Here is a 25,693-nt window from a genome sequence, read left to right as displayed (position 1 = left end):
ATGTTCGGCCGTGCCAGCCTCGATCTCCTCCGCAAACGTGTCCTGCTCGCGCGGTGACGCCTTCCGCACTGGATCACAAGATCGTCGACAGAACCAAGATCAGGGACGGGCAGGTCGCGAACCGTCCCATCTACGTGGTGATGGCGGTGACCGTGGACGGCACCCGCGACATCCTCGGCATCTGGGCCGGCGACGGCGGCGAGGGCGCGAAGTACTGGCTGCACGTGTTCACGGAGCTGAAGAACCGCGGCCTGGACGACGTACTGATGCTGGTCTGCGACGGGCTGAAGGGCCTTCCAGAGGCCGTGGAGGCCGTCTGGCCTCGCACGATTGTCCAGACGGGTGTGGTTCACCTGCTGCGGAATTCGTTCCGTTACGCCGCCCGTCAGGACTGGGACAAGGTCGCCAAGGCGCTCAGGCCCGTCTACACCGCGCCCAGCGAGGACGCGGCGGCGGAGCGGTTCCTGGAGTTCCAGGAAGCGTGGGGCCGCAAGTATCCGGCGATCGTGAAGCTGTGGTCCGACGCCTGGGCCGAGTTCGTGCCCTTCCTCTCCTTCGACGTCGAGATCCGCAAGGTCATCTGCAGCACGAACGCGATCGAGAGCGTCAACGCCCGCATCCGCAGGTCCGTCCGCGCCCGCGGTCACTTCCCCAACGAAGCCGCCGCCCTCAAGTGCATCTACATGGCGCTGATGAGCCTGGACCCGACGGGCAAGGGCCGCAAGCGGTGGACCATGCGCTGGAAAGCACCCCTGAACGCGTTCCAAATCGCCTTCGAGGGACGTCTGACCCCGAGCAACAACTGACCACTCAACAACCAAGATCAGCCGTTAAATTGACACACCCGCACGACGTCACACCACGGCCGGGGAACCCCCAGAGAACGCCCGGATCGCGGACCGCATCAGCGTCCTCGACCAGGGACGCGATCGAGCCCGGATTCCGGCGTCTCCGCGGGATCCGGTGCGCACGAAGTCGTGGGCCCTCCATCAGGGATGTTTTTCTGGCTCCCTCTTTTGCGGCAGGGCCGACACCACCATCATGCGGTGGTACGCGGCCGACTGGTGCGGTTCGCCTACCGCAAGACCGTCGACCTCCACCCAGGCGTGCGCGCGGAACGGGGAGGTCCGCACGCCCGTGCACCAGTCCGGCCAGACCCCGCGCATCCGGCACAGCAGCGCCGTGGCCACGGACCGCTGAAGGCAGCCCTCCCCGGCGCAGCGCGCGCTGAGCGCGACGACAGCCTCGCGCGCGGCGAGCGTCTGAGAGGCGGTGGCGGGGGCGGCCCCGCGCCGAACCATGGACAGGACACCACGGATACGGTGCGGTTTGAGTGTGACGATCAGCCGGGCGGCACCCGTGGCGATGAGCACGGGCGGACGGTGGCGCAGGGGAAGGTGGCCGCGGGCGGCGGGCACCATCGGTTGGCTCATCGGGGTACCACCAGCCGGGCCTCGGTCAGGGCGCGGGTGATCGCGGCCGTGTCGGCGTCGGCGCGCTCGGCGGTGAGCCGGGGGTAGACGGAGCACAGCGCACGGGCCGTGTCCGGTGGTTCGGCGCCCTCGATCAGGCTGCGCAGGACGAGCGCCGCCGTGCGGTTGAGCTGCCAGTAGCGGCCGGTGACTTCGTCGAGGAGCACCATGCCGTCCGGCGTGTCCGTCGCGCAGACGTGGGGTCGCAGAGTCAGGCTCACGGCGCTCCTTCGGCGATCGCGGTGCTCGGGGGACAGATGGGCGCGGATCGGGCACGCAGCCAGATCTCGCTGCCCAGACTGGAACTGAGAGAGCGCAGGCCCTCCGGAGTGGGGTGCACCCCGAGCAGGGACGCACGGACCGCGGCGTCGTCGATCAGTCCGGCGCCGGCGAGCCACGAGCCGTCGAAGAGCTCCACCAGACCGGCGCGGTTGCGGCGCAGACCGACGTGGAAGTCCGCGCTGTACTCGCCCTTGGTGTTCCGTCGCAGGACGTCGTCGGGCACGATGCCGCGCACCGCCTCGGCGAGCACCGGCTTGTACCGGCCGGGCGTGCTGCGCTCGGCCACGCGGATGGCCAGGGCCGCCTCGATTACCTGGTCGTCAAGGTAAGGTGCGGCCAGCCCCAGTCCTTGGCGGGACATCACCTGGTCCAGAAGCCGCAAGCCGCGCCCACCGGTCCGTACGCACGCGAGTGCCGTGTGCTGTCCGCGCTGAGGCGCGAGGGGCTCGGCGGTGTCGGCGGCTTCCTTGAGCAGATCCCGCACGGCCTCGGTCGCGTCCCGGCTCGCCCACGGCGGCATGCGCAGGTCCACCCCCCACGCCGTCGAGGGGGCGCCGCGAACCAGAGCCGGCGGCGGCTGTGGCGTGGTGAGGCCCTGCGCCCATGCGGTCAGCCACTGGCCGAACGTCCTGCCGTCCGCGAGCTGACGCAGCAGCTGCCCGAGCGGCCAGTGCTGGGCGGCGCGTTGTGTACGGATACGGGACCAGGCCGCCAGGGGGTGGCGTCGCACGTAATCGTGCAGGTGCGGCGGAGACGAGCTGAACAGCTCGTCTCCGCCGCCGCCCATCAGGTGCAGTCGGGATCCCCGGCCGGTCATCAGGCGGCACAGCACCGACATCCTGGCGCCGTCGCGCACCCAGGGCCCTGGCTCGTCCGTGGGAACAGCATCACCAGTGAGAGCCGTCAAGTCGCTGTACCAGAGCGGCCATTGGCTGGGGGTGGGCGTGACGTGCTCGATGTCGGGCAGGTGGGCGGTGGCACGCATGGCCCAGATCGCGTCGTCATTGTCCGGGTCGAGGCTCTGCCAGCGCAGCGTCACCAGTCTCACCCCGCCCAGGCGGGGCTGTTCCTTCTCCCGTGTGGCCAGGAAGCACAGACTGGTGGAGTCCAGACCCCCTGTGAGGTCCGCACTCACCGTGTCTTCGCCTGCGGAGCGGGCGTCCACCGCCGCGGTCAGTGCCGCGCGCACCGCCGGCACGCCGTCCTGCCACGCGCGCTGCGGCTCAGGCGGGGTCCACCACCGCCGGGTGCGTGCCCGGCCGTCTGCGTCGATCAGCAGACAGTCGAAGGACGGTACGGCTCGCACGCCCTGCCACACACAGTGGTCGTCCAGCGGATACGGAAGCGGCGAGGTGAGCAGGTGGGCGGCCAGGATCCGTTCGTCGGGGGACGCTCCAGTCACGGCGGCGAGCCGGTCCGCCCGGTCTGCGGCCACCGTCGCCCCGGCCACGCGTGTGTGGAAGAGCCGCCGGACCCCGGACGCGCTGCCCCTGGCCCGGACCGAACCGTCGACAGAGGCCAGGAAGTGGAAGCTGCCGCTGAGTCCGTGGGCGATCCGCTCCGCGTTCTCGGCGTCCCGCAGCCGTCCCGCCCGCGCAGACAGTTCGTCCGCGGTGACCGGGCAGCGCCCGATCACCGCAACTCGCCGCGCCCCTGCCGCTCCCACCGTCACCTGTCCCTCCGGCCAACTACCCACAAGCCAGGGCCGGCCGGAGTGGTGGTTGATGGTCTCGGTGGCCCAGGGGCGCAGGAGCTGCGCCGCAGCCACGCCGGGTTCACCGTCCGGAAGGATCGTGAACCATACGTCACCGCTCATGGCATGTCGCCCGTCATGTGGTGGTGTCAGACTCGATATCAGTTGGGACCGAGGTACCACTCGTAGGGCGGGAAACCGCCCTCGTAGTGCGCCCCGAGGGCCTCGCCACGGGTCAGGTCGGCGAAGTCGCCCACTTCCACGATGGCCGGCGGTTCGTACACTTCGTCCTGCTGCATGAAGGTCTCCTTGCTTCCGCTGGTGGCGAGGTAGCCGCACCGCTACGGAGAGTACCTAGGGCATTTCGGCACTACGCCCCAAAGCGCCTGTCCCCATCCGATTCAGTGAACCGGGCGGATTTACGGCCGCAGACAGGGGTGCGAAGGCAGCGCCACGTGCGCCGTGCGCGCCCGGAGCTGAGAAGGAAGCCCACGGCGCAAGACAGCACAGTTGTGACTGCGGATGCGCGAACGGGATCTGGCTCAACTTCTGTGCAGCGCACACTGCGAGTAACGACGAATTGGCGGATGAAGATCGTGCACAGTGGTGGGATGTGCGAGTCGTCCCTGCCTGGTGGGCTTGTCAATCACGTAGTGCGTATCGGGGCCACAGTGCGCCGTCCCGCGTCTGTCAGTACGCGGTTCGTCAGCGACTTGTTGAAGTTGCTTGAGGCCGGCTGCTGGCCCGGTGCACCGCGCTACCGCGGCATCGACGAGGAGGGCCGCGAGGTCCTCACCTACCTCGATGGGCATGTGGCTTGGGAACCGCAGCAGCCGCCAGATGTGTACTCCGACGGGAGTCTGCTACGGGTCACGCAGCTCGTGCGGGAGTTCCACGACCTGACGGCAGGCACGGAACTCGCAGGCTCACATGAGGTCGTCTGCCACAACGACCTCGCGCCGAAGAACACCGTCTATCGACCTGTCAGCGGCGTCCTGCGCCCGGTGGCCTTCATCGACTGGGATCTGGCAGCACCAGGCGCGCGCATCCACGACGTCGCCCACGTTTGCTGGCAGTACCTAGGGCTCGGGCCAAGCATTGAAGACGTCTCCGAAACCGCGCGACGGTTGCGGTTGATCGCCGATGCTTATGAGCTCGTGGACCGGCGTGATCTCGTCTCTGTGATCCTGTGGTGGCAGGACCGGTGCTGGCGTGGCATCGAGGCTGCTGCCGCCTCTGGAGACCCCGCGATGATCCGTCTCCGCGAGGCTGGGGCGGTGGCAGAGGTGCAGCAGGCGTATCAGTGGGTTTTCGAGCACCGGGCCCATATGGATCGCGCCTTGCGCTGACTGACTGGGTGTCAGTCTTCATCAGAAGCGGGAGCTGGTCCCGGCCGGGGACGGGCGGCCGTTATCGTCACGACAGCACAACTCGTCTGCGAAGAAGCCGGAATCCCGCGCGGCCGAACATCTGGCGTCTGAGCATCTTGATCCGGTGGACGTGGCCTTCGACGGGATCTGAGCTCCAGGGCAGGGTGAGGCCCGCGGTGACGGCGTCGCGGTCGCGGTCTATGCCTGCGGCGAAGGTGCGAAGGCTGGGCAGAACTGACCGCCGCACCGGCTGTTGCCTGTTTCTCCCGTACTCCGGTTGCCCTCCAACTACGACGACCGGCAGAGGTCGGGGGCCCGGCCCGGGGCGGAGTTCTGTTCGTCGGCGTGTCGGTCCAGGCAGTGGCGTGGGGAACGGCGGTGCGGAACCGTTCGGCGAACGGTCACAGTAACCGCTCGGCGTACGCGTCCGGGACCCAACTTCGGTCACCATCCGGTCGTTTATGAGAGTGGCTGATCTTTTCAGCGTAGGGTCGGTGCCGTACGTGGGGTTGCCGAAGCCCTGGTTCGGGCACCGAGGAGCCGTCGATGCTCGACCAGGATTTGCTGCGCGCCGTGCGCCTTGCTGGTTACGGGGACGTGAGCACTCAGCTCTCCTTGCTGAGCGACTACCGGCTCGGGGAGGTCGTGGCAGCCGCTACCCCGCTCGGGTCGGGCATCGGTGGCAGGTCGGCGGAGCTGGACATCAACGGAACGCGCATCTTCGTCAAACGGATCCCTTTGACGGACACCGAATTACGCCCGGAGAACGTGCGGTCGACGGCCAACGTCTTCGAACTGCCGATGTTCTACCAGTATGGGGCGGGCTCGTCCGGGTTCGGTGCCTGGCGGGAGCTTGCCGTGCACACCATGACCACGAACTGGGTTCTCGGCGACGAGTATGCGGGATTCCCCCTGATGTACCACTGGCGGGTTCTGCCTGATTCCCCTCCCGAAGGATTCACAGACCAGTTCGGGGGCCTGGAGGGGGCCGTCGCGCACTGGGAGGGATCACCCGCCGTTCGTGACCGGCTTGAGGCTATCGGCCAGTCCTCGTACAGCCTGGTGGTCTTCCTGGAGCACGTGCCGCACACACTCGCCGGATGGCTGGCCGACCACCGCGAAACCGCCGTGCCGGAAGGCGGGGACAGCTCACCCTTCTGCTGGGTGGAGGAAGCTCTGATGGACGGAGCTGCCTTCATGAGTTCTCGCGGACTTGTCCACTTCGATGCGCACTTTGCCAACGTCCTGACCGATGGCCGCCAGCTCTACTTCGCTGACTTCGGGCTTGCCCTGAGCTCCCGCTTCGACCTTTCGGCGGACGAGTCCACCTTCCTCTCGGACCACCTCGCGTACGACCACTGCTACACCGCGAGCCACCTGCTCCGGTACCACTTGCTCGACGGCGTGCGCGGTGACACGGAACGCGAAGTCTTCCTGCACGACTGGATCGCGGGCCGGCGACCTGGCGACATCCCGCCCGGGATCACGGCCATCATCGACCGGCACGCACGCCCTACCGTCGTCGTGGACTCCTTCTTCCACCGTCCGCTCACCGAGAGCAAGCAGACGCCGTTCCCGGCCGCGGAGATCGAGCGGCAGCTGGGCGCTGGCGTCACAACCTCGAGCTGATCCACACCTTCGCCTCGGCGGCCACGGTCACTGCCTACCGACGGGCCTCTCGGTGCATGCCTCACCGGTCGCGAGGACTCAGCCCACTTCATGACAAGGGCCGAGTGACGGTTCTTCGAGCCAGGCGGATGGCCGGGCCCGGGACGGGATGGTTTCGGTGCACCGGCTGGAGGGCCGGTTTTCGCGCGCAGGTTCCGGAACCTCCGCCGGACACGGGCGGGGTGAGCCTGCTTACCTTGTTGTCCCCGGCTGCCAGCGAAGCGTTGGTTGCGGGAGCGGCTGAAGGGGCAGTTGCCTCTGCCGACGTCGTACGGGACCCCGTGGTGCGGGTGCCGGGCTCCGGTCCGAGAGCCGTGGCCGTCACGGCCGCGTCGACGGCAACGGCGTCTGGCCATCACGCGCTGCTGCAAGTGTGTTGGCGAAGGCGGGCCTTGGCGGCCAAGTAGTCGAAGTCGTCCATCACCTCACGGTGGCCGCACCGCTCGCAGACCACGGCGGGCATGTCTTCGTCAGACGGTGCGAGGGCGAAGGCGTGCTTCGCGATGATCGGCCATCCGGTCCGGTGCCCCCGTATTCCGTACTCGCCCAACGCCAGTGGGACCAGAAGGAACAAGGCGAGGATCCCGCCGAGAATCGCGCTCACCACCACGAACACCCACACGTCACTCACGCCCACATCGGGAAGCGAATTCGCGAGGACCACCCCGCCGATGGCCAGTGCCGCGGCGAACGTGGTGAGCGCCCACCACACCGCCCGCCGCCGGCGGGTCGCGCGGACGCTGTACACCCGGTAGCTGAGCGCCTTGTCGCAGGCGGGGCAGGGCTTTCGGAGGACGCTGGCCGGTTGACCGTCGTAAGGCCGGACGAGGGTCAACTCCTCCGTGCGGAGGAACTCGAACTCGTAGACGCCGTCCCCCATCGTGCCGCGGCCGATCCGGTGGCTCAGGGAGCCGGTGACATACCCGTCGAGCGGACGGGGCATCGCGTACACCTCCGGGGGCGCGGTGCGGTTCGGCTGGGGGCGTGGACCTGCCGTTCGGTGACGGTTCAGGTCCTTGCCCTGTCACCTCTCGCTGGGAAGGTGTACGCCGGTCTCCGACGCACGTCCATCCCCCCGGATGTAGGGAGCTCCACAAGACGCAGGCTCAACTCCTCGATCCGGTCCCGCAGCTCGGCGATCTCCTCCCGCGCGGCGGCCTCCCGTCGTTCGAGCTCCTCCAGCCACGGCACCGTCGCCGCCTCCAAGACCCCGTCCTGGGACGTGACGATCCTCCTGCGGACCACGAGCAAGCAACGGCGCACGGCATCACCGGCTCACTACAGAAGAGCCACACCCAACCGCCTTCGAGTCCTACGCGCCAACGGCGATCTGGACATCTAGCTGGTCCTGTCACGAGAGACAGAGGCTCGCCCACAGCTGCCAGGCGCGCTACCGCGAGCACCACATACGCGCATCCTGATCGACAGCACTCCACACGATCTGCGGTCTCGTGTGCTCACCGTGAACGGCCAGAGGAGGGGGAGTGCTCTCGCGGTACTCAGCTTGTCAAGTCGATACAGACTGTGGCCCGATCGGACAGGTCGGAAGGCCGGCCGACGGCGCTCGGCCGATCAGGGGATGGCCTGCGGCGGGGAGGCGTCCGATCGCCCAGTCGCGTGAACGCGTCACCGGACGCGCTCCGACCGACGCCGCTCCCACCCCCGCCGCCGGCTCGCACGGGTGAGGCCCCGAGAACGGCTGCGGGTCGACCCGGCCGCGGCCGTGGTGGGCTACCAGATCAGGCACCAGTAGTCGCCGTAGTGCCCGATGCCGATACGCCGGCCCTGCGGCACGAGGTTCGGGTTCGGCTGTCCCACGCTCGACAGCGAGCAGACCGGGTCGCCGACCGTCTTGGCGGCTGCCATCCGCTTGGCGGCGGCCACCGCCTCCGGCGACGTGACCCAGGTGGTCGTTCCCGGTTTATTGCCGGTGGTCGTCGGAGCCGGAGTCATGGGCACCGGTTTCTGCGAAGGCTGCGAGGTGACCGGGGGAGGGCTCGGCCGCGTCGTCGTGGGGGACGGCGAGGGCCGGGGCGAGGTCGGCCGGGGCGGGGTCACGGACGGTCTGGGCGTCGATGTGTGGGGAGGTACCGGCTTCGTGGTCGGGGTGTGCACCGGCGGCGGGGGAGCCGGGGTCGTGTGGCGGGGCGTCGGTCCGGTGGTGGTTGGTACCGGTCGTATGGTCCGGGTCGGGGTGTGCACCGGCGGCGGGGGAGCCGGGGTCGTGTGGCGGGGCGTCGGTCCGGTGGTGGTTGGTACCGGTCGTATGGTCCGGGTCGGCGTGTGCACCGGCGGCGGGGGAGCCGGGGTCGTGTGGCGGGGCGTCGGCCAGGTGGTGGTCGGCACCGGTCGTACGGTCCCGGTCGGCCTGGGCGCGGGTGTGTTTGTCGGCCGCGGCGTCGCCGAGGTCGGTGAACTCGGGGCCGACGGCCGTGGCGAAGGGGACAGGGACGGACTCGGCGTCGACGGCGACACCGTCACCGACGGCGACACCGTCACCGACGGCGACACCGTCACCGACGGTGAGACCGTCACCGAGGGTGACGGCGTTGAGTGGGGGGCGCCGCCGCCGTCGTGGGAGGACACCAGCGCCCAGGCCCCCAAACCGGCTCCCAGCGCGACCACGGCCGCTCCGCCCGCTATCCACGGAGTCCGCCGCGATGGTTGCCGGTGCCGGTTCATGGTTCTCACTGTCTATCCGATCGCCGACGGCCTCAAGCCGGAGCCCGAGCCGCCGCCCAACCCCCGGCAGGGTCTGCCGGTGCCGTGCTCCTGGCACGGCACGGCATGTGCCAGGACGACCGCGAACCTTTCTCGTGGCTGCCGCCCGTCCCATGAGCACCGGTGCCACGCGCACCGCGACCCACCTCGGCCACCGCGAAAGTGACGCCGTTCCAGGTCGGCGACGGGGGTCCGGACGAGTCCGCCGGGCGCCGGTCCGTCCCTGCTTCCGCCGCGACGGCCGAAGCAGGGACAGCGGCGCTCATCAGGGCGGATGCGGCGGGCCTGTGCCGACGGCGGGCCATAGCCGCCCCGGCAGCCGCACGACAACCGACGCACCTTCTCAGCCGAGGGCTCGAAGGTGTCCTCGAATGCGCGGTGGGCCTGTTCGACGAGAGCACCGTCCGGCGCATCGCCGGCCCGTATCTGCGGGTGCTGGACGCAGTCACCGAGGATCACGCGCGGCCGGTCGACGACCTCGACCTGATCGATGCGGGGGGAGCGGCACAGGCTCACCGGCACACTGCACCCTTACGGCGGCCCGGCTTCCGGTACCGCACCCTGGCCGAGCCGTTCGAGGAACAGGCTGCCCGAGCCCCCGCCCGTACCGCGCCGATCGGCGAGCACGAGACTCTCAGCTACGGCGAACTCGACGCGCGCGCCAACCGGCTCGCCCACTACCTGATCTCCCGCGGTGCCGACCCCGGCACCACCGTGGCACTGTGCCTGGAGCGCGGCGTCGAGATGGTGGTCGCGCTGTATGCGGTGGCCAAGGCCGGCGCCGCGTACCTGCCGCTGGACCCCGAACTGCCCGACGGGCGGCTGACGTTCATGCTGGACGACACCGGTCCCGGGCTGGTCCTGACCGACGACACGGGCAGCTGCCGCCGCCCGTCGGGTCGATCCGCTGCAGGGACACCAGGAACTCCGCAAGGTCGCTGGCGAACGCCGTCATGTCCTCGACGACGGCACGGTCCGCGGGCTCGCCACCGAGCCACCGATAGACCGACCAGTCGTGCGGAAAGCCCTCATCGGTAACGCCTCTGGCCAGCGGAACCGGGATCTCCATCGGCAACGCGGGTGCGAGAACCGGCAGCCACCGGTGTTCCTTCTCCACCGCCAGCGCGTACTCCCCGGCAGTCGGCAGCCGCACCAGCATCTCGTCACCGAGGCGAAAGGTGCAGTTGTCCCAACCCTGCGCATCGACCGGCCGGACCTCGAGGTCGGACCACTGCGGGAACTGCGCGGCGATCAACTTGCCCGCCACCGCGGCGTCGACCGGTTTCCGGTCCGGCAACGGCAGGACCTCGGGCATCTCGTTCATCGGAGGCCGACCGTACGACGCCCCATCGGATCACCGCAAGCTGATTTCCGATCGCCCCGCACTCGACTCCGTAGTCTCAGGGGCTCTACGCACGCGGCGTACCGAGAAACGTGATCCACAACTATTGACAGTTGCTCAACTCGATGGCTTGCGGTCCGTTCTCTCCAGAACGAGGTCCCGACCGACGTGCTGACCAGGGCGGCGACGTTGGAGCTGCCCGGCTGGTATGTGACGGCGGGATGCCTGTTCCAGACGGTGTGGAACGTGGTTACCGACAGGCCCCGACCAGCGGCATCAAGGACTACGACATCTTCTACTTCGACGGCACCGGCCTGTCCTGGGAGGCGGAGGACGCCGTGATCAAGGCAGGGCAGGAGGTGTTCGCCGGGCTGCCGACCGAAGTGGAGATCCGCAACGAGGCCCGCGTGCATCTCTGGTATGAGCGGAAGTTCGGGGTGCCTGGTCCGCCGCACGAGTCCACCGAGTCCGCGATCGACTGCTTCGCTGCAACGACGTGCTGTCTGGGCGTCCGGCTGGAACCCGATGGAGAATGGCGCGTCTATGCGCCTCACGGACTCTCCGACGTGTTCAACCTTGTCGTTCGACCCAACCCGCTCCGTTGCCCCGCGGGAGGTCTGGCCTTCACGGAACTGCGGACAGAGCCGATTCCAAGGATGCCCATCAAGGCAGGATGTTCGACCCCGACCGTCCGCGACGCGCCGCACTCCGGGCAGTTGGACGTCGCGCCGGTCCGGACCGCCTAGGTCCTCACCCGTGTCCGCCGCATCCACCGTCAGTGCCGTGCTCGGTTGCTGACCGTCTTCCAGGGCACTGTCTGGCTCACCGATCTGTGCCAGGAGCCTGCCGAGCTGGTGCCCGGTGCTCAGCGTGCGCGAATGCAGGCCAAGAATCCGCTCCTGGTCCCCCAGAAGAGCCTGCAGCTGTCGGAGGGCCTCGCGGGGGTCGCCAGACCGTGCAACAAGGAGCTCTAGCTCGAAGCGGGTACTGAGCGTATGGGGATGTGCCTTGCCCAGAAGTCGCTCCTGGTCTTCGAGTACCGCGGTGATGCAGGCGAGCGCATCGGACTTCCGGCCGGTATGACCCAGGGTTCGACCCATCTCCTGACGGCTGTCGACGTGATCAACATGCCCCTGAGCCAGCAGATGATCGCGGCGGGTCGGGGGCTGGGCTGCTGGGTGCTGCCGGATCCGGACCCGGATCTGCGATCGGGCCGCCGCGCCCAGGTCACGGAACGGACCAGCCTGGGCGGGGCAAGGACACTGGTGCATAACCCGGCCGGTTGGCCGGAGGAACTCCTTTGCGCTCTCCACCGCCGGGTCCTCCTGATGCCCTCGACCGGCATGATCGTGGCCTTGATGACAGGCCGAGCCGACGCCGGCGTCATCGCCGGTCCGCCGATGGGCTATGAAGACGTCGCTCCGATGCCGGTCATCGTCACGGAGGCGGGCGGACGGGTGACCGACCTGAACGGAGTGTCCGTACTGGAAGGCAACATGTCGGTGCTCGTCACCAACGGTCAACTACGCGAGGACTTCCTGCAGTTGGTGAAGGGCTTGCCGCACACCCGCGACTATCTCGCCCTCGACGATGGCGAGTAATGCGTCCGGCGGCACAGCGGCAGAGCGGCGCAGGCCACAGAGGCCGACCAGCCTCTGACACGTCGGGTTCTCAGTCGCCTTGGATACGGGCATGCAGATGCATATCGTGTCGGCCATCGTCGTGCACGGCGGCGCTGCGTTTGGTGCCTTCCAGGAGGTAGCCGCACTTGGTTGCGACTCTGCACGAGGCCTGGTTGCGGGTTGAGTGGTCCAGCCCCAGCCGCTGGAAGCCGATCTCGTCAAAAGCCCAGACGGTGAGCGTCAAGAGAGCGCGGGAGGCCACCCCAACTCCGCGAGCGGCCGGGAGCACCCAATAGGCCGCGCCCGCTATGCCGTCGTCGAAGTCGAAACCGCGTAGTGAGATTCGGCCGAGTACCTCGACGCCGGCGCGGGTGATCGCCCAGTGGCCGCCTCTCTCGTGTTTCCAGTCCTGGCGGTATGCGTCGAACCATTCCCGGACCTGGGACTCGGTGGCGGGACGACGCGTGTGCCAGCGGCGGATTTCATCATCTCGGTATGCAGAAAGGAATGCTGGCACGTCGGCTTCCTCCCAGGGGCGCAGCAGAAGGCCTCCGGAGGTGGGGAGCGCCGGTTGGGGAGAGCCACCGAGTAAGCCGGAGGCGATGACGGGCCGTGTTGATAGAGCGCGAGTCATGCACCATGATCGCCCGACGTTGGGCGCCCACGTCAACAACGAGCCCTTTCGGCGTTCACAGCCGCCATCGTGTCATGGCAGCATCAGAAACAGGCACTTACGCGCGTGCCGCGGCCCTGGTGCACTCGCTGGGACGCTGCCGGTGGCTGGAGCGCTCCAACATCACCGTCGCTTGTGCCGTCGCCGTCATGTACCTCGCGGCGTCGAACATCCCGGTCGACCCCACTCGCGAACAGTTCTCGGCCTTGGCCCGCGAGCTGAACAGTCCGCGCTGCACCGCCGAACAGATCGCCGCTCTCCTGCGGACCTGGAAGCCCTGATCCGCGACCCTGGCGTCCGGCGTCCGGAATTGCCGACCGTCTGCGATGCCGGGTGGGGCGGGGCGGCGGTGGGCTCGGCGGTGCGGCAGGCCGGCTCGGACCAGGCGGCCGTACGCTCGCTGTCCTGCTGCACGGCCAGGCGCCTGTCCTCACCATCCCGGACGGCGCCCCCCTCACGGCATCCTTCACCGCCGCCCTGCAGGGATCACCCAACTGTCCGTCATGGCCACCGGCGCTGCAGGCCAGAACGGAACCGACGGTGGCGCAGGCGGGGAGCGGTGCCACCGTCAACGTGACGCCGGACAGCACTCTCTACATCAACGCGGACGTGACCACCTCCCGTCACGCGTGGGGCTCGATATCACGATTGGGAAAGTCCTTTTGCGTGTCGGGTTCGCGGTGTGGTTGCTAGGAGGTGCTGGGTGTGCCTGCCGGAGCCGGGTGGGCGTGTGTGGCGGGATCAGTGCGTGTCTCCTACCAGGCGACGGGCAGCTCGATCGGGAAGCGTCGGATCGTCTGGGTGTCCCAGACGATTTCTTGAGGTGGGACCGCGAGCCGCAGACCGGGGAACCGGTCCAGCAGCCGTCCGATGGCTACTTCCAGTTCTGCCATGGCCAGGGGTACGGCGATGCAGCGGTGTCCGCCCCAGCCGAAGGTCATGTGCGGTGCTGGGGGCCGGTCGGGGTCGATGGCCTGCGGGTTCGGGTATCGCTGCGGGTCGCGGTTCGCCGCCAGGTACGACACATGGACGAAGTCGCCTCTTCTGATCCGTACCCCGGCCATCTCCACGTCCTCCCGCGCCACGCGGGGAATGCCGACTCCCTTGCGGAAAGGGATGACGCGGAGCAGCTCGTTCAGGACGTCCGTGAGGGTCTCCGGTCGGGAGCGCAGGCGTTTCATCAGTTCGGGCCGGGTCAGGAGGAGATAGCAGATGTCGCTGATCTGGCAGGTGGCCGTGTCCTGCCCGCTGAGTGTCAGCGTGAGCGCCATGACGGCCACTTCCTGGTCGTCGAGTGTGTCCTCGCCGTCCCTCGCGGTGGCCAACGCGCTGATCAGGTCGTTGCCGGGAGTACTCCGTCGCTGTTCGACCAGCGCGGTGAAGTAATCGCGCAGTTCGGTCTTGGCGGCTGCGGCGGTCGTGCGGCTGTCCGGGCCGGTGGCGAGGAGTCGCTGCAGGTTCTGCTGCATCCGGCTCCAGTCGCCCCGGGGAATGCCGAGCAGGTCGAAGACGGTGTGCTGGGGAAGCGGGTTCGACAGATGGCCTACGAGATCCGCCGGCGGTCCCTGCTCAGCCATCTCGTCGAGCAGGGCGTCCGCGAGGCGGGTGATCCTTGCTCGCATCGCGTCCACCTGACGCTGGGTGAACGCCTGCGACGCCAGGTGGCGCAGGCGGCTGCTGTGCGGCGGGTCCATCACATTGATCGACTCGGCGGAGACGATGGGCTCCGGCGTCAGCCGGGGGAAGTCGGACCCCATGATCCCTGCCCGGCTGAACCGCTGATCAGTGGTCACCTGCTGCACCTGCTCGAAGCCGGTGACCAGCCACGCATCGGCGTCACCGTAGGGGAGCCGGATCCGGGCGATGGAACCACGGTCCATGAGCGCCGCCAGGGAGGGATCGAACTCCAGGCCCTCACTGAAGTCGAATGGACAGGTGATTGCTTTGTCGCCTGACGTCATCGCACCGTTCTCCCTGGTTCGCCGACTTTGCTATTTCATGAATATGTCACTCGGTGGCGTCGGGCCACCGCTGTACCTCCGGTGTGCTTGCCCGCCCCGGTTCCGGCCCGGCCGGCGGACAGCGCCCTTGATACCCGGCGTCGCGTCGCTGGAGCCTCAGTGCCTGCTGAGCGGGCGGCGTGGAGAGAGATGGGCCCGTCACAGGAGGGTGATCAAGGCAGCCCTGCGACGGAAGCGGACTGGGATCAGCTGGCGTGATCCTCCCGAACGTTTCCGCAGGTGGAAGACGGTCCACGAACGGCACGACGGCTGGCACGCCGGACTGCGCGGCGAGCAGCCTCGACCGCTTCCTCCACGCCCTGGAGCAGCAGCCCGGCAGCGGCGCCGCCGCGCTGTCCGCCGACGTGTCGGGCGGTGCGACTCTGAGACCGCACTGCCCTGGGGCGTCCACACCCTGTACGTCGCATCGGTGGACGCGCCGGGCCATGCTCCCCGGCCACCGCCTGTACGCTCGCCGTCCCGTTCCCACTCCCGCCCGCCGCCACCGCTCTCACCCTCAGCGCCCCGGCTACTTGGCCAGGGAGGCGAGGCGGGCCCGCACGGTGACGGCGCGTTCGCGGCGGGCTGCTCGTCGGCGCGGAGTGGGCGGAGTGCGCGGAGTGCGCGGAGTTCGGCTGGGTGCGCGAGGTGTCTGGACTGTCGGCCTCCGCACTGTCCCAGCAAGTGGGCACGCTGGGCTCGCACGGTTACGTCGAGGTGGAGAAGGGCTACGTGGGCAAGCGCCCCCGTACCCGGAGACACGGGAGCACGCCGTCGAAGCGGCAGGCCTACGCCGACCGCCTCACGGACCGGCAGCGCCTGCTGCTCCGGTTGCAGGCGTGCGCAGCGAGCGGAGACACCGCTGTGCGCGATGCCGTACGCGACCTTCGGATCGCTGGGGTGGGCGGTCGCCGAGCGCTCAGGTGCGGACGCCGCCCGGGCTGGGCGTGCCCACCAACGTGCTCGCGCCCTCGACGTCGACGGGATCGACGCCCCCTGGGCCGAGGCAGCGCGCAGGTTCGTGGAACTCTGGGCCACCGGCCCCTCCTCAGCCTGGCGTGTCCTGGCATCCGGCCGTGGCCGGCGCTTTGAGGCGCAGGAGGGCGATCAGCGTCATGACGGCGAGCGCCACCACGAACCACGAATAGTCCCGTGTCGCGGCCGCCAGGCCGCCCCCGTGTACGACGAGGACCCCGGCGATGACGGCGGGCAGGCTCATGCCCAGGTAGCAGACCACGTAGACCGCCGACAGAACACCGGCACGCTCGTGCTCGGCGACCAGGGGCACGACGGTACGCATCCCTCCCTGGAACCCGGCTCCGAAGCCGACCCCGGACACGAAAGTACCGGCGAAGAATCCGGCGAACGACGAGAGTCCGACGGCCGTGAGGGTCCCGAGCGATCCCAGCACGAGCAGGGTGATGCCGAAGAACATCACGGCCCTGGGCGGCGTGCGCGCGAGCGAGACGGCGGTGGCGGACGAGACCACGGTCAGGACGAACAGGCCGAGGCCGCCGATCACCGCGGAGCCCGAGCCTGAGAGTTCGCGGGCCAGCGCCGGGGCGAGCGAGCCGTAGAAACCACCGAGCGACCACACCGCGAACAACACCGGGGCCACCGCGAGCAGCGGACCGCGCAGGCGTTGCGGCACCGCGAGTTCGGGCACGAGGGAGGAGCGCAGCCCGGGCGCCCGGCCCCCGGTGTCCGGCAGCACAGCGACCCCGGCGGCCTGTAGGGCGAAGACACCGATGAACACGAGGTAGACGAGGTGCGTGGGAGCCGGCAGGTACTGGACGACCAGGCCTGACAGCAGTGCGCCGACGCCGGATCCCAGCCCCGGGGCGACGGCGTTGGCACGGGTGCCGCGCTCGCGGTCGATGTCCAGCATCGCCGCGCCCAGCGCGCCCAGGGCACCGCCGGTGGCGATGCCCTGCAGCACCCGCCCGATGATCAGCGCGCCGACGCCGCCGGCCATGCTGAACACCACCATGGCGATGACCTGCAGGGCCAGCGCGGCCAGCAGCACCGGCCTGCGACCGAGGTGGCCGGACGCCCGGCCCAGCACGAGCAGGGCGGTCAGGACGACGACGGCGTACACGCCGAAGACAACCGTGGTGGTGATCGGGGAGAAGTGCCACCGGGCCGCGTAGAGGGCGTAGACCGGTGTCGGCGCGCTCGACGCGGCGAGGAACGAGACGATGATTGACGCCAGCAGCGCCAGGGCGGCGGAGCCGCCCGTACGCCGGACGGTCAGGGGGACGTCACTCGGTGGCGTCGTAGTCTTCATGACAAACCTCACTGCACGGCTCCGGGGCCTGCGGGGGGCGAGACCCCCGGAGGCCCCGGAGCGGCGCTCTATCGGGCCGCGTCGTCGGGGTAGGCGGCGGTCGCCTGGATCTCCACGAGGAGTTCCGGGCTGGCGAGGCCACTGACGCCGATGATCGACCAGGCGGGGTAGGGAGCCTTGACGAGGCGCTGCTTGGCCGCGAGGAAGCCGGACATGTTCTCGCGGATGTCGACGTGATAGCTGGTCACATCCACCAGGTCACTGAGGTCGAGGTTCTCCAGCCGGAGGATCTCCTCAAGACGCCGGATGGCGAGCTCGGTCTGCTCCTCGGCGGTCTCCCCGGGGACACCGTCGGGACGGCGGCCGATCTGGCCGGAGATGAACAGGTGCCCGTGCGAACGGATCGCGGGGGCGTGGCCGAAGCGTGCGAAGGCGCTGGTGGTTCCTCCGAAGACCGGCGAGTTGTCGGGGACGTCTACGGGGTGGATGGCCATGACGGTGTGTCCTTTTCACTGATGTCTGTGTCGTCTTTGTCGACCGGGTGGCGGGCCGGGCAGGGCCGGTCAGTTGCCCCATCGGGAGGAGCCGCAGGCGTGCTCCATCCGGGTCCGGCCGAAGGTCTCGCGTTCGCGCAGGAATTCACCAGGTAGCGCGTAACGCGGGCCGTTCTTCGGGTTCTTGGCGGCTTGCGCGACGATCGCGTCGGTGAGTGAGCGGATCATCTCCAACCGCGGGTAGGCGGCGTGGACGACGTCGGCCTGCTCGTCGCTGAGGCAATCGGCGTAGGTGTTGCCCATCGGGCCGCCGAAGTCGAGCGCGACGCCTTCGCGGACGAGCACGCACAGCGTGCCGCGGCGCTCCGCGATGCCCGAGGAGGTGTGCAGGGCGATGGCCTGCCAGACTTCGTCGGCCTCCGCCTCGGACCGTCCGTGTTCGACGAGGAACGCGGCGGCCCGGTCGGCGCCCTCGACCTCGAACCGCTGGGTGTGCGGGCCGTCCGAAGCCACGCCGAAGTCGTGCATCGTGCACGCCGCGAACAGCAGGTCGTCTTCGTAGTCCTGGCCGGCGGCCAGTGCGAGACGCGCGGCCACGAGCCGGGCGAACAGGTAGGTGCGAATGCTGTGGTTGAACACCGAGGGCGATTCCACCGGCTTGATGAGCTGTACGACAGCACCGGTGAGCGGTGTGCCGGGCAGCGCGATCAGGTCGGCGGCCGCCTCGGGGGGCACCTGGTTTCGGGTCGATCCGGTCATGTCCACCAGGCTGGCACGCACTCCCTGGCCAGGTGAGTGGCAATCTTGACTATTATCGTTAGAATATTGACATGACGACACACCGGGTCGCGATCCTGGCATTGGACGGCGTCACCCCGCTCGACCTGGCGATACCGGCGCAGATCTTCAACACCCGCCCGGAGACTCCCTACGAGACGACCGTGTGTGGGCTCGGCTCCAAGGTGGCGACCACCGGCGGCTTCTCCCTCGTGACCGAGGGCGGCCTGGACCAAGTACGCGCCGCCGACACCGTGATCGTGCCGGGATACGAGCCGGGTAGCGAGCCGCTGGTACCGCCGTCGGAGGAGGTCCTCGACGCACTGGCCCAGACGCGCGACCGGGGCCGACGGGTGGTGTCGATCTGCACGGGCGCCTTCGCGCTGGCCGCGGCGGGCATTCTGGATGGACTGCATGCCACGACCCACTGGCTGCACATCGACGAGCTCGAACGGAACTTCCCGTCCGTCACGGTCGACCGCGACGTGCTCTACGTCGACGAGGGGGACGTGCTCACGTCGGCCGGAGTGTGCTGCGGCATCGATCTGTGCCTGCACCTCGTGCGTCGCGACCTGGGGGCGATCGTGGCCAACCGGATCGCCCGCAGCCTGGTGGCCGCGCCGCACCGCGACGGCGGGCAGGCCCAGTACATCCCGGCTCCGGTCACCGTGGCCGGGGAGGCGTCACTCTCCGAGACCCGGGGCTGGGCGCTGCGCCACCTCGACGAGCCGCTCACGCTCCGCGAGCTCGCCCGGCACGGGGGCGTCTCGCCACGCACCTTCATGCGCCGGTTCGCCACGGAGACGGGCACCACGCCCCTCCAGTGGCTGCTGGGCGCCCGCCTCGGCAAGGCACGCGAACTACTGGAGACGACGACCCACTCGGTGGACCAGGTGGCCCGGGAGTGCGGCCTCGGCACAGCGGCGAACCTGCGTCTGCACTTCCGACGAACCCTCAACACCACCCCCACCGCCTACCGACGCACTTTCACGCACTGACACGGCTCGCGCGCCGGCCACCCACGTCGGTCCGGCCCGCGGCGACCGCCGCCGACGTGGCCATTTGATCTCGGCGATGTTGAAGGCGGCGAACAGGCTGGTGATGCCGTGCCGGTAGTAGTCATGAGCGCGCCGCTCGGGCATGCCCGGCATCACGGCAGCACCGGCTGGGGCCGGTCCAGCGCCTGGATTTGGCTCTTCTCGTCCACGCACAGCACCACCGCTTTCTCAGTAGGTGTTTTTCAACGTGCCGCGCTGCGTGAGGCGACACCCTTTGGTGATGCGTCGAAAAGGAGTCGTGGGGCCCCAACTGAGCTGGTAAGAAATGGAGATGACTACTCACGATCTTGATCCCATAGCGCGTCTTCTCGCGGAACGTAGCTGCGAGCGTTTGGTCTTGGAACTCGTGCGTCGGCTCGACCTGGGTGATCCGAGTACGGTCTGCGACCTTTTCACCACGGACGGGATCTGGGAATGGCCATATGACGGGCGCCGGATCGAGGGTCGGGAAGCCCTGCGTGCGTACTTCGGGTCCCGGCCGGTGGACCGCTTGTCCCGGAGGATGTGCACGAACATCCTGGTCACCGTCGACTCGCCGGATACCGCGGCAGCGACCACGTACTTCGCGACCTACCGAGTGGACGGCTATACCGATGGTGCGCTGATTCCGCCTCGTCTGCCAGCCAACATCGGCCACTATGAGGACACCTTCCGCAAGGTCGACGGCGTCTGGCTCATGGCGACACGCACACTCGCCCTGCCTTTCGGCGGGCCGACCGAGCGTCTGGATGCTCCCAGCCGGTACTGATCAGAAGCCAACCCTCAGTTGCCGGGCTTCTTCGTCCAGCCTGTCCGGGGGCTTTTGCGGGTCAGGCGCCGGGTCATCATGGTGATGAGTGCCCAGTTCAGGTGGGCTTCGGAGTGCTGGGGCAGCCGTTCGTAGTCGCGTGCCTTGCGGCGGGCGTTCATGCATCAGCCGATCGTGCGCTCGACTTTCCAGCGGCGGGGCAGGACGACGAAGCCCTTGGTGCCTTTGGGGCAGGAGATGATGCGCAGGGTGAATGGTGTCTGCGGCGAGGGAACACGGCAGGCCACGCTGACGGACTCCCTCGTCGTCCTCGAACTGCCGGTAGACGTCAGGCTCAGGTGCACGATCCGTACGGGGCCTTTTCAGGGCGGGCGGCGGGCAGGCCGCGGACGTTGCCGAGGGCTGCGGCCTGTTCCCGTAGACGCGCGATCTCGTCGTGCTGTGCGGCCAAGCGCGATCCGCGTGTCGACGACCTACGAGTGGCTGCACAAGCTCCGCGGACCGGGATCCGACTGCGTGACTCAATTCCCCCGGCATGAGCTGCCGCATGTGTGCTCGCCGCAGTGACACCCTCGGTATCCGTACGGACTACGGAGATGCCAGATGCTGCTGGAGTTCGCGGGCCCGGTAGCTGTACTGCGGCTTCCTGACGGAGGATCCCGCATTCGTGCAGGTGATCGAGATAGCGCAGCAAAGACCATGGAATGCGGCGGCGCATGCTGAACCAGACCATGCAGACCGCATAGTTGGGCCAGGCCGTGTTGAACGCCGCGACGATCACCCCGAGGGTGACCCCGAACAGAACACCCTCAGCGGGGTGCGGATGAAAAGCGTCATCGTCAAGGGACGCGAGTAGCGGGGCGAAGAAGGCGTCCATGAAGGCCAGCGCGCCGGTGGCCGCTGCCATGACAGCGAGCACGCTCCATGCGGCGAGGGCACGGTCATGCCCGTAGATGCGCTGGGCCGTTGCCATGGGGTCCTGGGCCGGCTCGTTCAGCCACTTGATCAGACCTGCGGCGAGGCCGATGGCGGGGCCGATGATGATGCCGAAGAACACGGCGACATGCACACCATGGCTGGCGTTGTGCGAGTAGCCTCCGACGAAGCCTCCCGCACCCCCCACCGCCGTGGCGGCCGTCATCGCGGCGGCGATGTGAGAGTACGGACGGCCGTGAGGGCGGAAGGCTGCCGATGCCGGGCACAGGGCATCGGCCGGTGTGCTCAGCCAGCGGGCGGAGAACACGGCCACACCCAACCCCATGCAGACAGCGAAGGCCACGGTGTCCAGCTGCCGTGGCGGAGTGACCTGCGGTCCGAGAAGCTGCGCCATCGCCCACGTCGGCACCGCTGTACCGATACTGGCTCCGGCGACAACCAGGGCGGAATGCCACCACGTGGTATCGGTGAGCTCCGTTTTCAGGAGGAAGACCAGCGCTACGGCCAGTGCGATTTCGACGGCGTCCACGGCCGACGTCCGCCACCCCACCCACATGGTGCCCACGGCCAGTACGGCGCTGCCGCTGCACACGACGGACGCCGCGATCGCTCCCGCAGAACGGGTCCGCACACCGCGACACATGCCGAGCACCACACCCGCCACCGTGCCCAACGCGAATCCCCGCGTAAGCCCGGGAGGCATCAGCAGGCACAGCCCGTAGGCGGGTGCCGTCACCACGCCCGCGGCGAGGCCGAACATCGCTGGCGGCACCCGCCGGTACAGCCGCCACCACCCCATCGTCCACGTCGCGGTTGCCGGCGCCGACATCTCCTGCGCCAGCCCCACGGCCAGCCGCTTGGCGCGTCGCACCTGCCGGTCGGTGACCAGCTGCCTGAACCAGCTGTCCTGACCGTCCACGGTCGTCCGGCGCATGGCCAGAGCGTCGTCGACATACGCCTCGTACAGGACCCGCTGCCCGGCCCCCACCCCGTGCACCGCGGCAGCCGCAAGGAAACGAGCGGGAACACCCGCCCGGCTCAGCCCGGTGCGCAGCAGCAAGTCCAGGTACAAGGGACGGGCGAGCAGGTACCGCACAGCAGACGCGGTTCCGGCCGTGGCCCGCACCGCGTTCCAGGGGCCCAGGCTGCCTGCTGGGAGGGAAGCTGTCCTGACATCGAGATAGTCACTGACCGCTGGGACGTCGAGCAGTTTGATGTGCAGACGTACGGACCGCTCCAGCGACGGCAGCGGAGTAGTGCCGCGCGTCAGCACCACGACCGGCAGATCATGGTCGATGACGTCACTGATCTGCCGGAGCGCGCCTTCCCGGGTGGCTCCCCGACGAATCTCGTCGAGGCTGTCCAGGACGAGGACCACCTTGCGCGTCAGCAGGAGCTGACGCAGCAGTGAGGAGCCCTCGACCCGAACCTGCCGCAGACAACGGTAGGTGATGCTCGCCTGCCGGTCGAACCACCTCGTGAACGTCTCTTCCTGCGGGCTCCACGACGCCAGGGACAGGTAGAGCGGTACGAGGTCCTCACGAGCAGCGAGTCCGTTGGCGAGCATCACTGCCAGTGTGGTCTTGCCACTGCCGGCCTCCCCGCAGATCAGAGCCCGACGCGTGCCCTCGATGAGCGTGGCGACCGTCTGGGCGTAGTTGTCGAAAGGCCAGGCCGCTGCGCCTGCGGGCGCGCTCATCCGGACCGTCCCGGCATCGTCCACGAGAGTGACCGGAATGAGCTCGTCACTGGCCAGCCCGCGGCGTCTGCGTTCCTCGGTCCAGTACTCCGCCATGCTGTGCCGAAGCGTGGGCAGGACTTCCTCGGCACTCACCTTGATTGTTCGCTCGGGAGTCCCGATGAACGGCGTGCTCAGCACGACCAGGCCGCTGATGATCGACGACCAGGTATCGGCTGCGGACGGGTCCCTGTTCGCTGCCAGAACGTAGAGCAGCCAGCCCAGTGCAGCCAGCCACAGAATCCACCTGACCCTGTTGAGCCACTGACGACTCGTGTTCGAAATACGCATGAGACACCCCCAGATCTCACACACGTTGACGACCGACAGACAGGTCACGTTGCTTCGATAGATCGGCGCACAGGAGCGCAAAACCGCGCGTAGAACCCCTTGCGCGCCCATCCGTCGGCGACCGCGAAGGCGACAAGGGCGCAACACCCGCCGTGCGCCACGCGATATCCCCTTCACAAAGCCGGACATCACCGCAGACCTGGTCCGCGACCTGCTGCAGGAGCAACATCCAGACCTTGCAGGGCTGGGCCATGTGCGGGGTGTCGGGCGGCTGGGGCAACCAACTGTGGCGCCTTGAGAGGCCCAGGGCGATCCAGTGATCGCGCTAAGCCTCGTCCTGGGTCTGGACGGGGAGCAGGTCCGTGAAGCGCGGACGTCTCCCCTGGGGCGCGCGGGCGGGCCATCCGCCGCGAGCTGGCTGTGGGGGTGTCGAAGCTCGTCGGTAACGTGTCCGGGGTGATGGTGGGAACAGAGGAGACCCGGCTGGTCGTGCTGCGCGGCAACAGCGCCTCGGGCAAGTCGTCCGTTGCGGCTGCTCTGCGCGAGCGGTTCGGCCGCAACCTGGCCCTGGTCGGCCAGGACAACCTGCGCCGGATCGTGCTGCGCGAGCGGGACCGGCCCGGCGCGGCCAACATCGGCCTGATCGACGTGACAGCCCGCTACGCGTTGTCCGCCGGGTTCCACACGGTCGTCGAGGGGATCCTGTACGCCGACCGGTATGGCGAGATGCTCGAGGGCCTTGTCAGGGACCACCGGGGCACCACTCGCTGCTACTACCTCGATGTGCCGCTGCAGGAAACCCTTGTGCGGCACGGGACGAAGCCCGCGGAGTACCGGGGGCAAGTCACCGATGAGCACCTGCTTGAGTGGTTCCGCGATCGGGACCTGCTGCCCGGCGCAATTGAGACCGTCGTCGACGCGGACAGCGCCCTGCACGTCACCGTGGACCGCATCATGCGCGAGACCGGCCTGGAGCGGGTGCCGGCGATCGACCGCTGAGCCTGCTCACCGCCGAGCACGGCAACACCGGAACCTTCTACCGCCTGGCCGAGATGCGGGAGGAGCCGCTCAACAAGCCATGGCTGGACGGCCGGGACACGGACGGTACACCGACACCTCCCATGGCAACCGTAGGCTTCTGCCTTTCGTGCGCTGGCATGCCGCACAGTGGCAGGGCGGAACGCCGCCATCCCAGTCCGCCCCGGGCCCGGTTCGGGACACGCTCGACTCCGGCTGACCGGCTCACGGACACGCTCGGGGCACTCGGTCGGGTGAAGTCACCGCACGAGCGGAACTTCCGCCGGGTGCTCGGGCGTAGTGCCCTGCATGGACCCGATCTACGAGGCGCACGTGAGCGAGCCGGGCCTGGTCGTCGTCGACGTCGCGGCCGCCGACGACGCCACCGCGCTCGCCTTCCAGCAACTGCTCCCCGGCCGGTGGGCGACGTCCCCCGCCTAACACGACCCGCGACGCGGGCGAGCACGGCGTACGGCTGCGCTGCTGCCTGGACCTGCGCCAGCCGCTCGGCCCGCCCGCACCGGACTAGCCAGTCAGGGCAGCGGCACCACGGTGACGACCGTGCCGGGGAGCTCATGGCCCCAGGTGCGCGCTGTCGAAGTCGTCCACGGCCGTGGACGACGCTTGCGCTCCAAGCGCCGGGCCTCCGCCAGCCGGTTGCGGGTCAGCCGCTTGCCCGGCTGCCCGCATCTTGCGCAACTGCGCCACCCTGCTTGCCCTGGAAGGAGAGAAGAAGCCCCAGCCCCCTGGTGGCCGAGTCGCGCCGACAACAACTGGAGCAGGCCGCGTGCTCTCGTGCACACAGCATGTACAGCGTCCGCGGCATGGGCTCGTAGGACGGCTCCGAGCAGGGGCGGATGCCCTCGGCGGCACCGGCGATCAGCGAACTGCCGGCAGGGGCGCTGTTCATCGGCTACTTCAGGGTCCCGGCAGCCGACTCCCGCTGGCTCCCGCGATGACCGAACCGTCCTTGTTGGCGGGGGGCACTGCCAGTGCGGTGCAGGAAACGCAGGTGTGCGGCCAGAGCGGCAGGACTCGCTGCTGGTGACGCCGGATTGCGGGCGGCAGCGAATCCCCGGCTCCGGCCGGCAGGGTCGCCTCGGCTTCCTCCCTGGTCTGCTGGAATGACGCCCGGCGGGGAGGGGCTCCGGCGTGAACGGGTGTACGGGCATGGGTGGCCGGTGGCGTCGACGAGCCGGTGCAGCAGGGCTACCCGCATGTCCAGATAGTGCAGGTGGGCACCGGCGCCGGCGGTCGGGTAGTGCTCGACGGCGTTGAGGAGACCGACGACCTCAAGAACCAGCAGGGGGTCCCGTTCTTGGGGGAGCGGGCCGGCGGGCGGTCATGACGGCTTCCCGGCGACCCGGCTCAGGGCAGCCAGAATGATCAACCTTGCCGTTGCCTGCGTCGGGTCCGGGACCTGGCCGACGGCCGAGCCGCCTGCGGACGTCCGCCCAGCGCGCACTACGGCCAGGCCATCGCCCGCAGACTCGACCAAGCCATC

At 68.9% G+C, this 25,693-nt stretch carries 25 protein-coding genes and 6 pseudogenes; 15 read left to right on the top strand and 16 right to left on the bottom strand.

Translation table 11 applies throughout. The features are described from left to right. Positions 1-806 (top strand): IS256 family transposase (locus tag ACGFZQ_RS50425; RefSeq protein ID WP_393846226.1); only part of this gene is annotated, 806 nt, incomplete at its 5' end. A gap of 183 nt (positions 807-989) precedes the next feature. On the opposite strand, the gene ACGFZQ_RS50420 is transcribed toward ACGFZQ_RS50425, so the two are convergent. The 4 genes from ACGFZQ_RS50420 to ACGFZQ_RS50405 are packed head-to-tail and all read right to left on the bottom strand — an operon-like array spanning position 990 to position 3,746. Continuing rightward, entirely contained in the window at positions 990-1,373 is a 384-nt protein-coding gene (locus tag ACGFZQ_RS50420) for a lasso peptide biosynthesis B2 protein (RefSeq protein WP_393846225.1), read from the bottom strand. A gap of 56 nt (positions 1,374-1,429) precedes the next feature. Beyond that, complete coding sequence (locus tag ACGFZQ_RS50415; protein ID WP_351743806.1) at positions 1,430-1,693, bottom strand: lasso peptide biosynthesis PqqD family chaperone; 264 nt, start codon at positions 1,691-1,693, stop codon at positions 1,430-1,432. Next, the gene (locus ACGFZQ_RS50410; protein ID WP_393846224.1) at positions 1,690-3,570 is read right to left on the bottom strand and encodes an asparagine synthase-related protein; all 1,881 of its coding nucleotides are present in this window, start codon (positions 3,568-3,570) and stop codon (positions 1,690-1,692) included. The genes ACGFZQ_RS50415 and ACGFZQ_RS50410 overlap by 4 nt, the downstream gene beginning before the upstream one ends. A gap of 38 nt (positions 3,571-3,608) precedes the next feature. Next, a complete protein-coding gene (locus tag ACGFZQ_RS50405; RefSeq protein ID WP_351743810.1) occupies positions 3,609-3,746 on the bottom strand; it encodes a lasso RiPP family leader peptide-containing protein in 138 nt (45 codons plus the stop codon). A gap of 288 nt (positions 3,747-4,034) precedes the next feature. On the opposite strand from ACGFZQ_RS50405, the gene ACGFZQ_RS50400 reads away from it, so the two are divergent. Together ACGFZQ_RS50400 and ACGFZQ_RS50395 are read left to right on the top strand one after the other, a co-directional pair. Further along, a complete protein-coding gene (locus ACGFZQ_RS50400) occupies positions 4,035-4,796 on the top strand; it encodes a phosphotransferase (protein ID WP_393846223.1) in 762 nt (253 codons plus the stop codon). Positions 4,797-5,363: 567 nt separating this feature from the next. After that, a complete protein-coding gene (locus ACGFZQ_RS50395; protein WP_393846222.1) occupies positions 5,364-6,446 on the top strand; it encodes a protein kinase family protein in 1,083 nt (360 codons plus the stop codon). Positions 6,447-6,840: 394 nt separating this feature from the next. Here ACGFZQ_RS50395 and ACGFZQ_RS50390 read toward each other — a convergent pair whose 3' ends face one another. The 3 genes from ACGFZQ_RS50390 to ACGFZQ_RS50380 form a co-directional block, all read right to left on the bottom strand. Next, positions 6,841-7,428 carry a hypothetical protein gene (locus ACGFZQ_RS50390; protein WP_393846221.1) on the bottom strand — a complete coding sequence of 196 codons (588 nt, stop codon included), beginning with the start codon at positions 7,426-7,428 and terminating at the stop codon, positions 6,841-6,843. Positions 7,429-8,216: 788 nt separating this feature from the next. After that, a complete protein-coding gene (locus ACGFZQ_RS50385; RefSeq protein ID WP_393846220.1) occupies positions 8,217-8,438 on the bottom strand; it encodes a hypothetical protein in 222 nt (73 codons plus the stop codon). After that, complete coding sequence (locus ACGFZQ_RS50380; RefSeq protein ID WP_393846219.1) at positions 8,407-9,132, bottom strand: hypothetical protein; 726 nt, start codon at positions 9,130-9,132, stop codon at positions 8,407-8,409. Before ACGFZQ_RS50380 ends, ACGFZQ_RS50385 begins: the two co-directional genes overlap by 32 nt. A 197-nt stretch (positions 9,133-9,329) precedes the next feature. On the opposite strand from ACGFZQ_RS50380, the pseudogene ACGFZQ_RS50375 reads away from it, so the two are divergent. Next, a pseudogene (locus tag ACGFZQ_RS50375) lies at positions 9,330-10,019 on the top strand (AMP-binding protein); the annotation flags it as partial. Between the two features lie 16 nt (positions 10,020-10,035). On the opposite strand, the gene ACGFZQ_RS50370 reads toward ACGFZQ_RS50375, so the two are convergent. After that, positions 10,036-10,530, bottom strand: coding sequence for a phosphotransferase (locus tag ACGFZQ_RS50370; protein WP_393846218.1), 495 nt, complete (start codon positions 10,528-10,530; stop codon positions 10,036-10,038). 186 nt (positions 10,531-10,716) lie between these two features. On the opposite strand from ACGFZQ_RS50370, the pseudogene ACGFZQ_RS50365 reads away from it, so the two are divergent. Continuing rightward, positions 10,717-11,294, top strand: a pseudogene (locus ACGFZQ_RS50365) (nucleotidyltransferase family protein). 315 nt (positions 11,295-11,609) lie between these two features. Continuing rightward, entirely contained in the window at positions 11,610-12,149 is a 540-nt protein-coding gene (locus ACGFZQ_RS50360) for an inositol monophosphatase family protein (RefSeq protein ID WP_393846232.1), read from the top strand. Between the two features lie 70 nt (positions 12,150-12,219). On the opposite strand, the gene ACGFZQ_RS50355 is transcribed toward ACGFZQ_RS50360, so the two are convergent. Further along, complete coding sequence (locus ACGFZQ_RS50355; RefSeq protein ID WP_393846217.1) at positions 12,220-12,804, bottom strand: GNAT family N-acetyltransferase; 585 nt, start codon at positions 12,802-12,804, stop codon at positions 12,220-12,222. A 74-nt stretch (positions 12,805-12,878) separates the two neighbouring features. On the opposite strand from ACGFZQ_RS50355, the gene ACGFZQ_RS50350 reads away from it, so the two are divergent. Beyond that, positions 12,879-13,124 (top strand): hypothetical protein, encoded by a 246-nt coding sequence (locus tag ACGFZQ_RS50350; RefSeq protein WP_393846216.1) that lies wholly within the window; start codon positions 12,879-12,881, stop codon positions 13,122-13,124. 474 nt (positions 13,125-13,598) lie between these two features. On the opposite strand, the gene ACGFZQ_RS50345 is transcribed toward ACGFZQ_RS50350, so the two are convergent. After that, a complete protein-coding gene (locus ACGFZQ_RS50345) occupies positions 13,599-14,804 on the bottom strand; it encodes a cytochrome P450 (RefSeq protein ID WP_393846215.1) in 1,206 nt (401 codons plus the stop codon). Here ACGFZQ_RS50345 and ACGFZQ_RS50340 point away from each other — a divergent pair. Together ACGFZQ_RS50340 and ACGFZQ_RS50335 are read left to right on the top strand one after the other, a co-directional pair. Beyond that, positions 14,707-15,108 (top strand): annotated as a pseudogene (locus ACGFZQ_RS50340) (transposase); the annotation flags it as partial. The gene ACGFZQ_RS50345 and the pseudogene ACGFZQ_RS50340 sit on opposite strands and share 98 nt — an antisense overlap. 320 nt (positions 15,109-15,428) lie before the next feature. Next, positions 15,429-15,935 carry a transcriptional regulator gene (locus ACGFZQ_RS50335; RefSeq protein ID WP_393846231.1) on the top strand — a complete coding sequence of 169 codons (507 nt, stop codon included), beginning with the start codon at positions 15,429-15,431 and terminating at the stop codon, positions 15,933-15,935. On the opposite strand, the gene ACGFZQ_RS50330 is transcribed toward ACGFZQ_RS50335, so the two are convergent. The 3 genes from ACGFZQ_RS50330 to ACGFZQ_RS50320 form a co-directional block, all read right to left on the bottom strand. Then, positions 15,892-17,130, bottom strand: coding sequence for an MFS transporter (locus ACGFZQ_RS50330; protein ID WP_393846214.1), 1,239 nt, complete (start codon positions 17,128-17,130; stop codon positions 15,892-15,894). The genes ACGFZQ_RS50335 and ACGFZQ_RS50330 overlap by 44 nt on opposite strands. Positions 17,131-17,198: 68 nt before the next feature. Then, positions 17,199-17,624, bottom strand: coding sequence for a RidA family protein (locus ACGFZQ_RS50325; RefSeq protein ID WP_393846213.1), 426 nt, complete (start codon positions 17,622-17,624; stop codon positions 17,199-17,201). Between the two features lie 69 nt (positions 17,625-17,693). Then, positions 17,694-18,383 carry an HD domain-containing protein gene (locus ACGFZQ_RS50320; protein WP_393846212.1) on the bottom strand — a complete coding sequence of 230 codons (690 nt, stop codon included), beginning with the start codon at positions 18,381-18,383 and terminating at the stop codon, positions 17,694-17,696. Between the two features lie 71 nt (positions 18,384-18,454). Here ACGFZQ_RS50320 and ACGFZQ_RS50315 point away from each other — a divergent pair, with 71 nt between their 5' ends. Then, the gene (locus ACGFZQ_RS50315; protein WP_393846211.1) at positions 18,455-19,399 is read left to right on the top strand and encodes a GlxA family transcriptional regulator; all 945 of its coding nucleotides are present in this window, start codon (positions 18,455-18,457) and stop codon (positions 19,397-19,399) included. Positions 19,400-19,471: 72 nt separating this feature from the next. On the opposite strand, the pseudogene ACGFZQ_RS50310 reads toward ACGFZQ_RS50315, so the two are convergent. Next, a pseudogene (locus tag ACGFZQ_RS50310) lies at positions 19,472-19,635 on the bottom strand (IS630 family transposase); the annotation flags it as partial. Between the two features lie 95 nt (positions 19,636-19,730). Between ACGFZQ_RS50310 and ACGFZQ_RS50305 the strand changes: the two are divergent. Further along, entirely contained in the window at positions 19,731-20,207 is a 477-nt protein-coding gene (locus tag ACGFZQ_RS50305; RefSeq protein WP_393846210.1) for a nuclear transport factor 2 family protein, read from the top strand. Between the two features lie 14 nt (positions 20,208-20,221). On the opposite strand, the pseudogene ACGFZQ_RS50300 reads toward ACGFZQ_RS50305, so the two are convergent. Next, positions 20,222-20,443, bottom strand: a pseudogene (locus tag ACGFZQ_RS50300) (IS5/IS1182 family transposase); the annotation flags it as partial. Positions 20,444-20,541: 98 nt separating this feature from the next. Continuing rightward, complete coding sequence (locus ACGFZQ_RS50295; RefSeq protein WP_393846209.1) at positions 20,542-23,172, bottom strand: NACHT domain-containing protein; 2,631 nt, start codon at positions 23,170-23,172, stop codon at positions 20,542-20,544. A gap of 459 nt (positions 23,173-23,631) precedes the next feature. Between ACGFZQ_RS50295 and ACGFZQ_RS50290 the strand changes: the two genes are divergently transcribed. The 4 genes and pseudogenes from ACGFZQ_RS50290 to ACGFZQ_RS50275 all read left to right on the top strand — a co-directional run bounded on the left by ACGFZQ_RS50290 (position 23,632) and on the right by ACGFZQ_RS50275 (position 25,537). Next, positions 23,632-24,171, top strand: a complete 540-nt coding sequence (locus tag ACGFZQ_RS50290; RefSeq protein ID WP_393846230.1) for an AAA family ATPase — start codon at positions 23,632-23,634, stop codon at positions 24,169-24,171. A gap of 327 nt (positions 24,172-24,498) precedes the next feature. Then, positions 24,499-24,630: a DUF6207 family protein gene (locus ACGFZQ_RS50285; protein ID WP_393846208.1), complete on the top strand. Its 132-nt coding sequence runs from the start codon at positions 24,499-24,501 to the stop codon at positions 24,628-24,630. Positions 24,631-24,658: 28 nt separating this feature from the next. After that, positions 24,659-24,718 (top strand): annotated as a pseudogene (locus ACGFZQ_RS50280) (hypothetical protein); the annotation flags it as partial. Between the two features lie 645 nt (positions 24,719-25,363). Then, positions 25,364-25,537 carry a hypothetical protein gene (locus tag ACGFZQ_RS50275; protein WP_393846207.1) on the top strand — a complete coding sequence of 58 codons (174 nt, stop codon included), beginning with the start codon at positions 25,364-25,366 and terminating at the stop codon, positions 25,535-25,537. The last annotated feature ends 156 nt before the right edge of the window (positions 25,538-25,693 follow it).

It is taken from the genome of Streptomyces sp. NPDC048254, assembly GCF_043201895.1.
Taxonomy (GTDB): domain Bacteria; phylum Actinomycetota; class Actinomycetes; order Streptomycetales; family Streptomycetaceae; genus Streptomyces.
Note: the sequence above shows the minus strand (reverse complement) of the source record. Positions and strands in the feature narration are given on the sequence as shown.

Coding starts and splice junctions, on each gene's coding strand:
- ACGFZQ_RS50410 (WP_393846224.1), bottom strand. CDS start 3,570: ATGAGCGGTGACGTATGGTTCACGATCCTTCCGGACGGTGAACCCGGC.
- ACGFZQ_RS50405 (WP_351743810.1), bottom strand. CDS start 3,746: ATGCAGCAGGACGAAGTGTACGAACCGCCGGCCATCGTGGAAGTGGGC.
- ACGFZQ_RS50400 (WP_393846223.1), top strand. CDS start 4,035: ATGAAGATCGTGCACAGTGGTGGGATGTGCGAGTCGTCCCTGCCTGGT.
- ACGFZQ_RS50395 (WP_393846222.1), top strand. CDS start 5,364: ATGCTCGACCAGGATTTGCTGCGCGCCGTGCGCCTTGCTGGTTACGGG.
- ACGFZQ_RS50390 (WP_393846221.1), bottom strand. CDS start 7,428: ATGCCCCGTCCGCTCGACGGGTATGTCACCGGCTCCCTGAGCCACCGG.
- ACGFZQ_RS50385 (WP_393846220.1), bottom strand. CDS start 8,438: ATGACTCCGGCTCCGACGACCACCGGCAATAAACCGGGAACGACCACC.
- ACGFZQ_RS50370 (WP_393846218.1), bottom strand. CDS start 10,530: ATGAACGAGATGCCCGAGGTCCTGCCGTTGCCGGACCGGAAACCGGTC.
- ACGFZQ_RS50355 (WP_393846217.1), bottom strand. CDS start 12,804: ATGACTCGCGCTCTATCAACACGGCCCGTCATCGCCTCCGGCTTACTC.
- ACGFZQ_RS50350 (WP_393846216.1), top strand. CDS start 12,879: ATGGCAGCATCAGAAACAGGCACTTACGCGCGTGCCGCGGCCCTGGTG.
- ACGFZQ_RS50345 (WP_393846215.1), bottom strand. CDS start 14,804: ATGACGTCAGGCGACAAAGCAATCACCTGTCCATTCGACTTCAGTGAG.
- ACGFZQ_RS50330 (WP_393846214.1), bottom strand. CDS start 17,130: ATGAAGACTACGACGCCACCGAGTGACGTCCCCCTGACCGTCCGGCGT.
- ACGFZQ_RS50325 (WP_393846213.1), bottom strand. CDS start 17,624: ATGGCCATCCACCCCGTAGACGTCCCCGACAACTCGCCGGTCTTCGGA.
- ACGFZQ_RS50320 (WP_393846212.1), bottom strand. CDS start 18,383: ATGACCGGATCGACCCGAAACCAGGTGCCCCCCGAGGCGGCCGCCGAC.
- ACGFZQ_RS50315 (WP_393846211.1), top strand. CDS start 18,455: ATGACGACACACCGGGTCGCGATCCTGGCATTGGACGGCGTCACCCCG.
- ACGFZQ_RS50305 (WP_393846210.1), top strand. CDS start 19,731: ATGACTACTCACGATCTTGATCCCATAGCGCGTCTTCTCGCGGAACGT.
- ACGFZQ_RS50295 (WP_393846209.1), bottom strand. CDS start 23,172: ATGCGTATTTCGAACACGAGTCGTCAGTGGCTCAACAGGGTCAGGTGG.
- ACGFZQ_RS50290 (WP_393846230.1), top strand. CDS start 23,632: ATGGTGGGAACAGAGGAGACCCGGCTGGTCGTGCTGCGCGGCAACAGC.
- ACGFZQ_RS50285 (WP_393846208.1), top strand. CDS start 24,499: ATGGACCCGATCTACGAGGCGCACGTGAGCGAGCCGGGCCTGGTCGTC.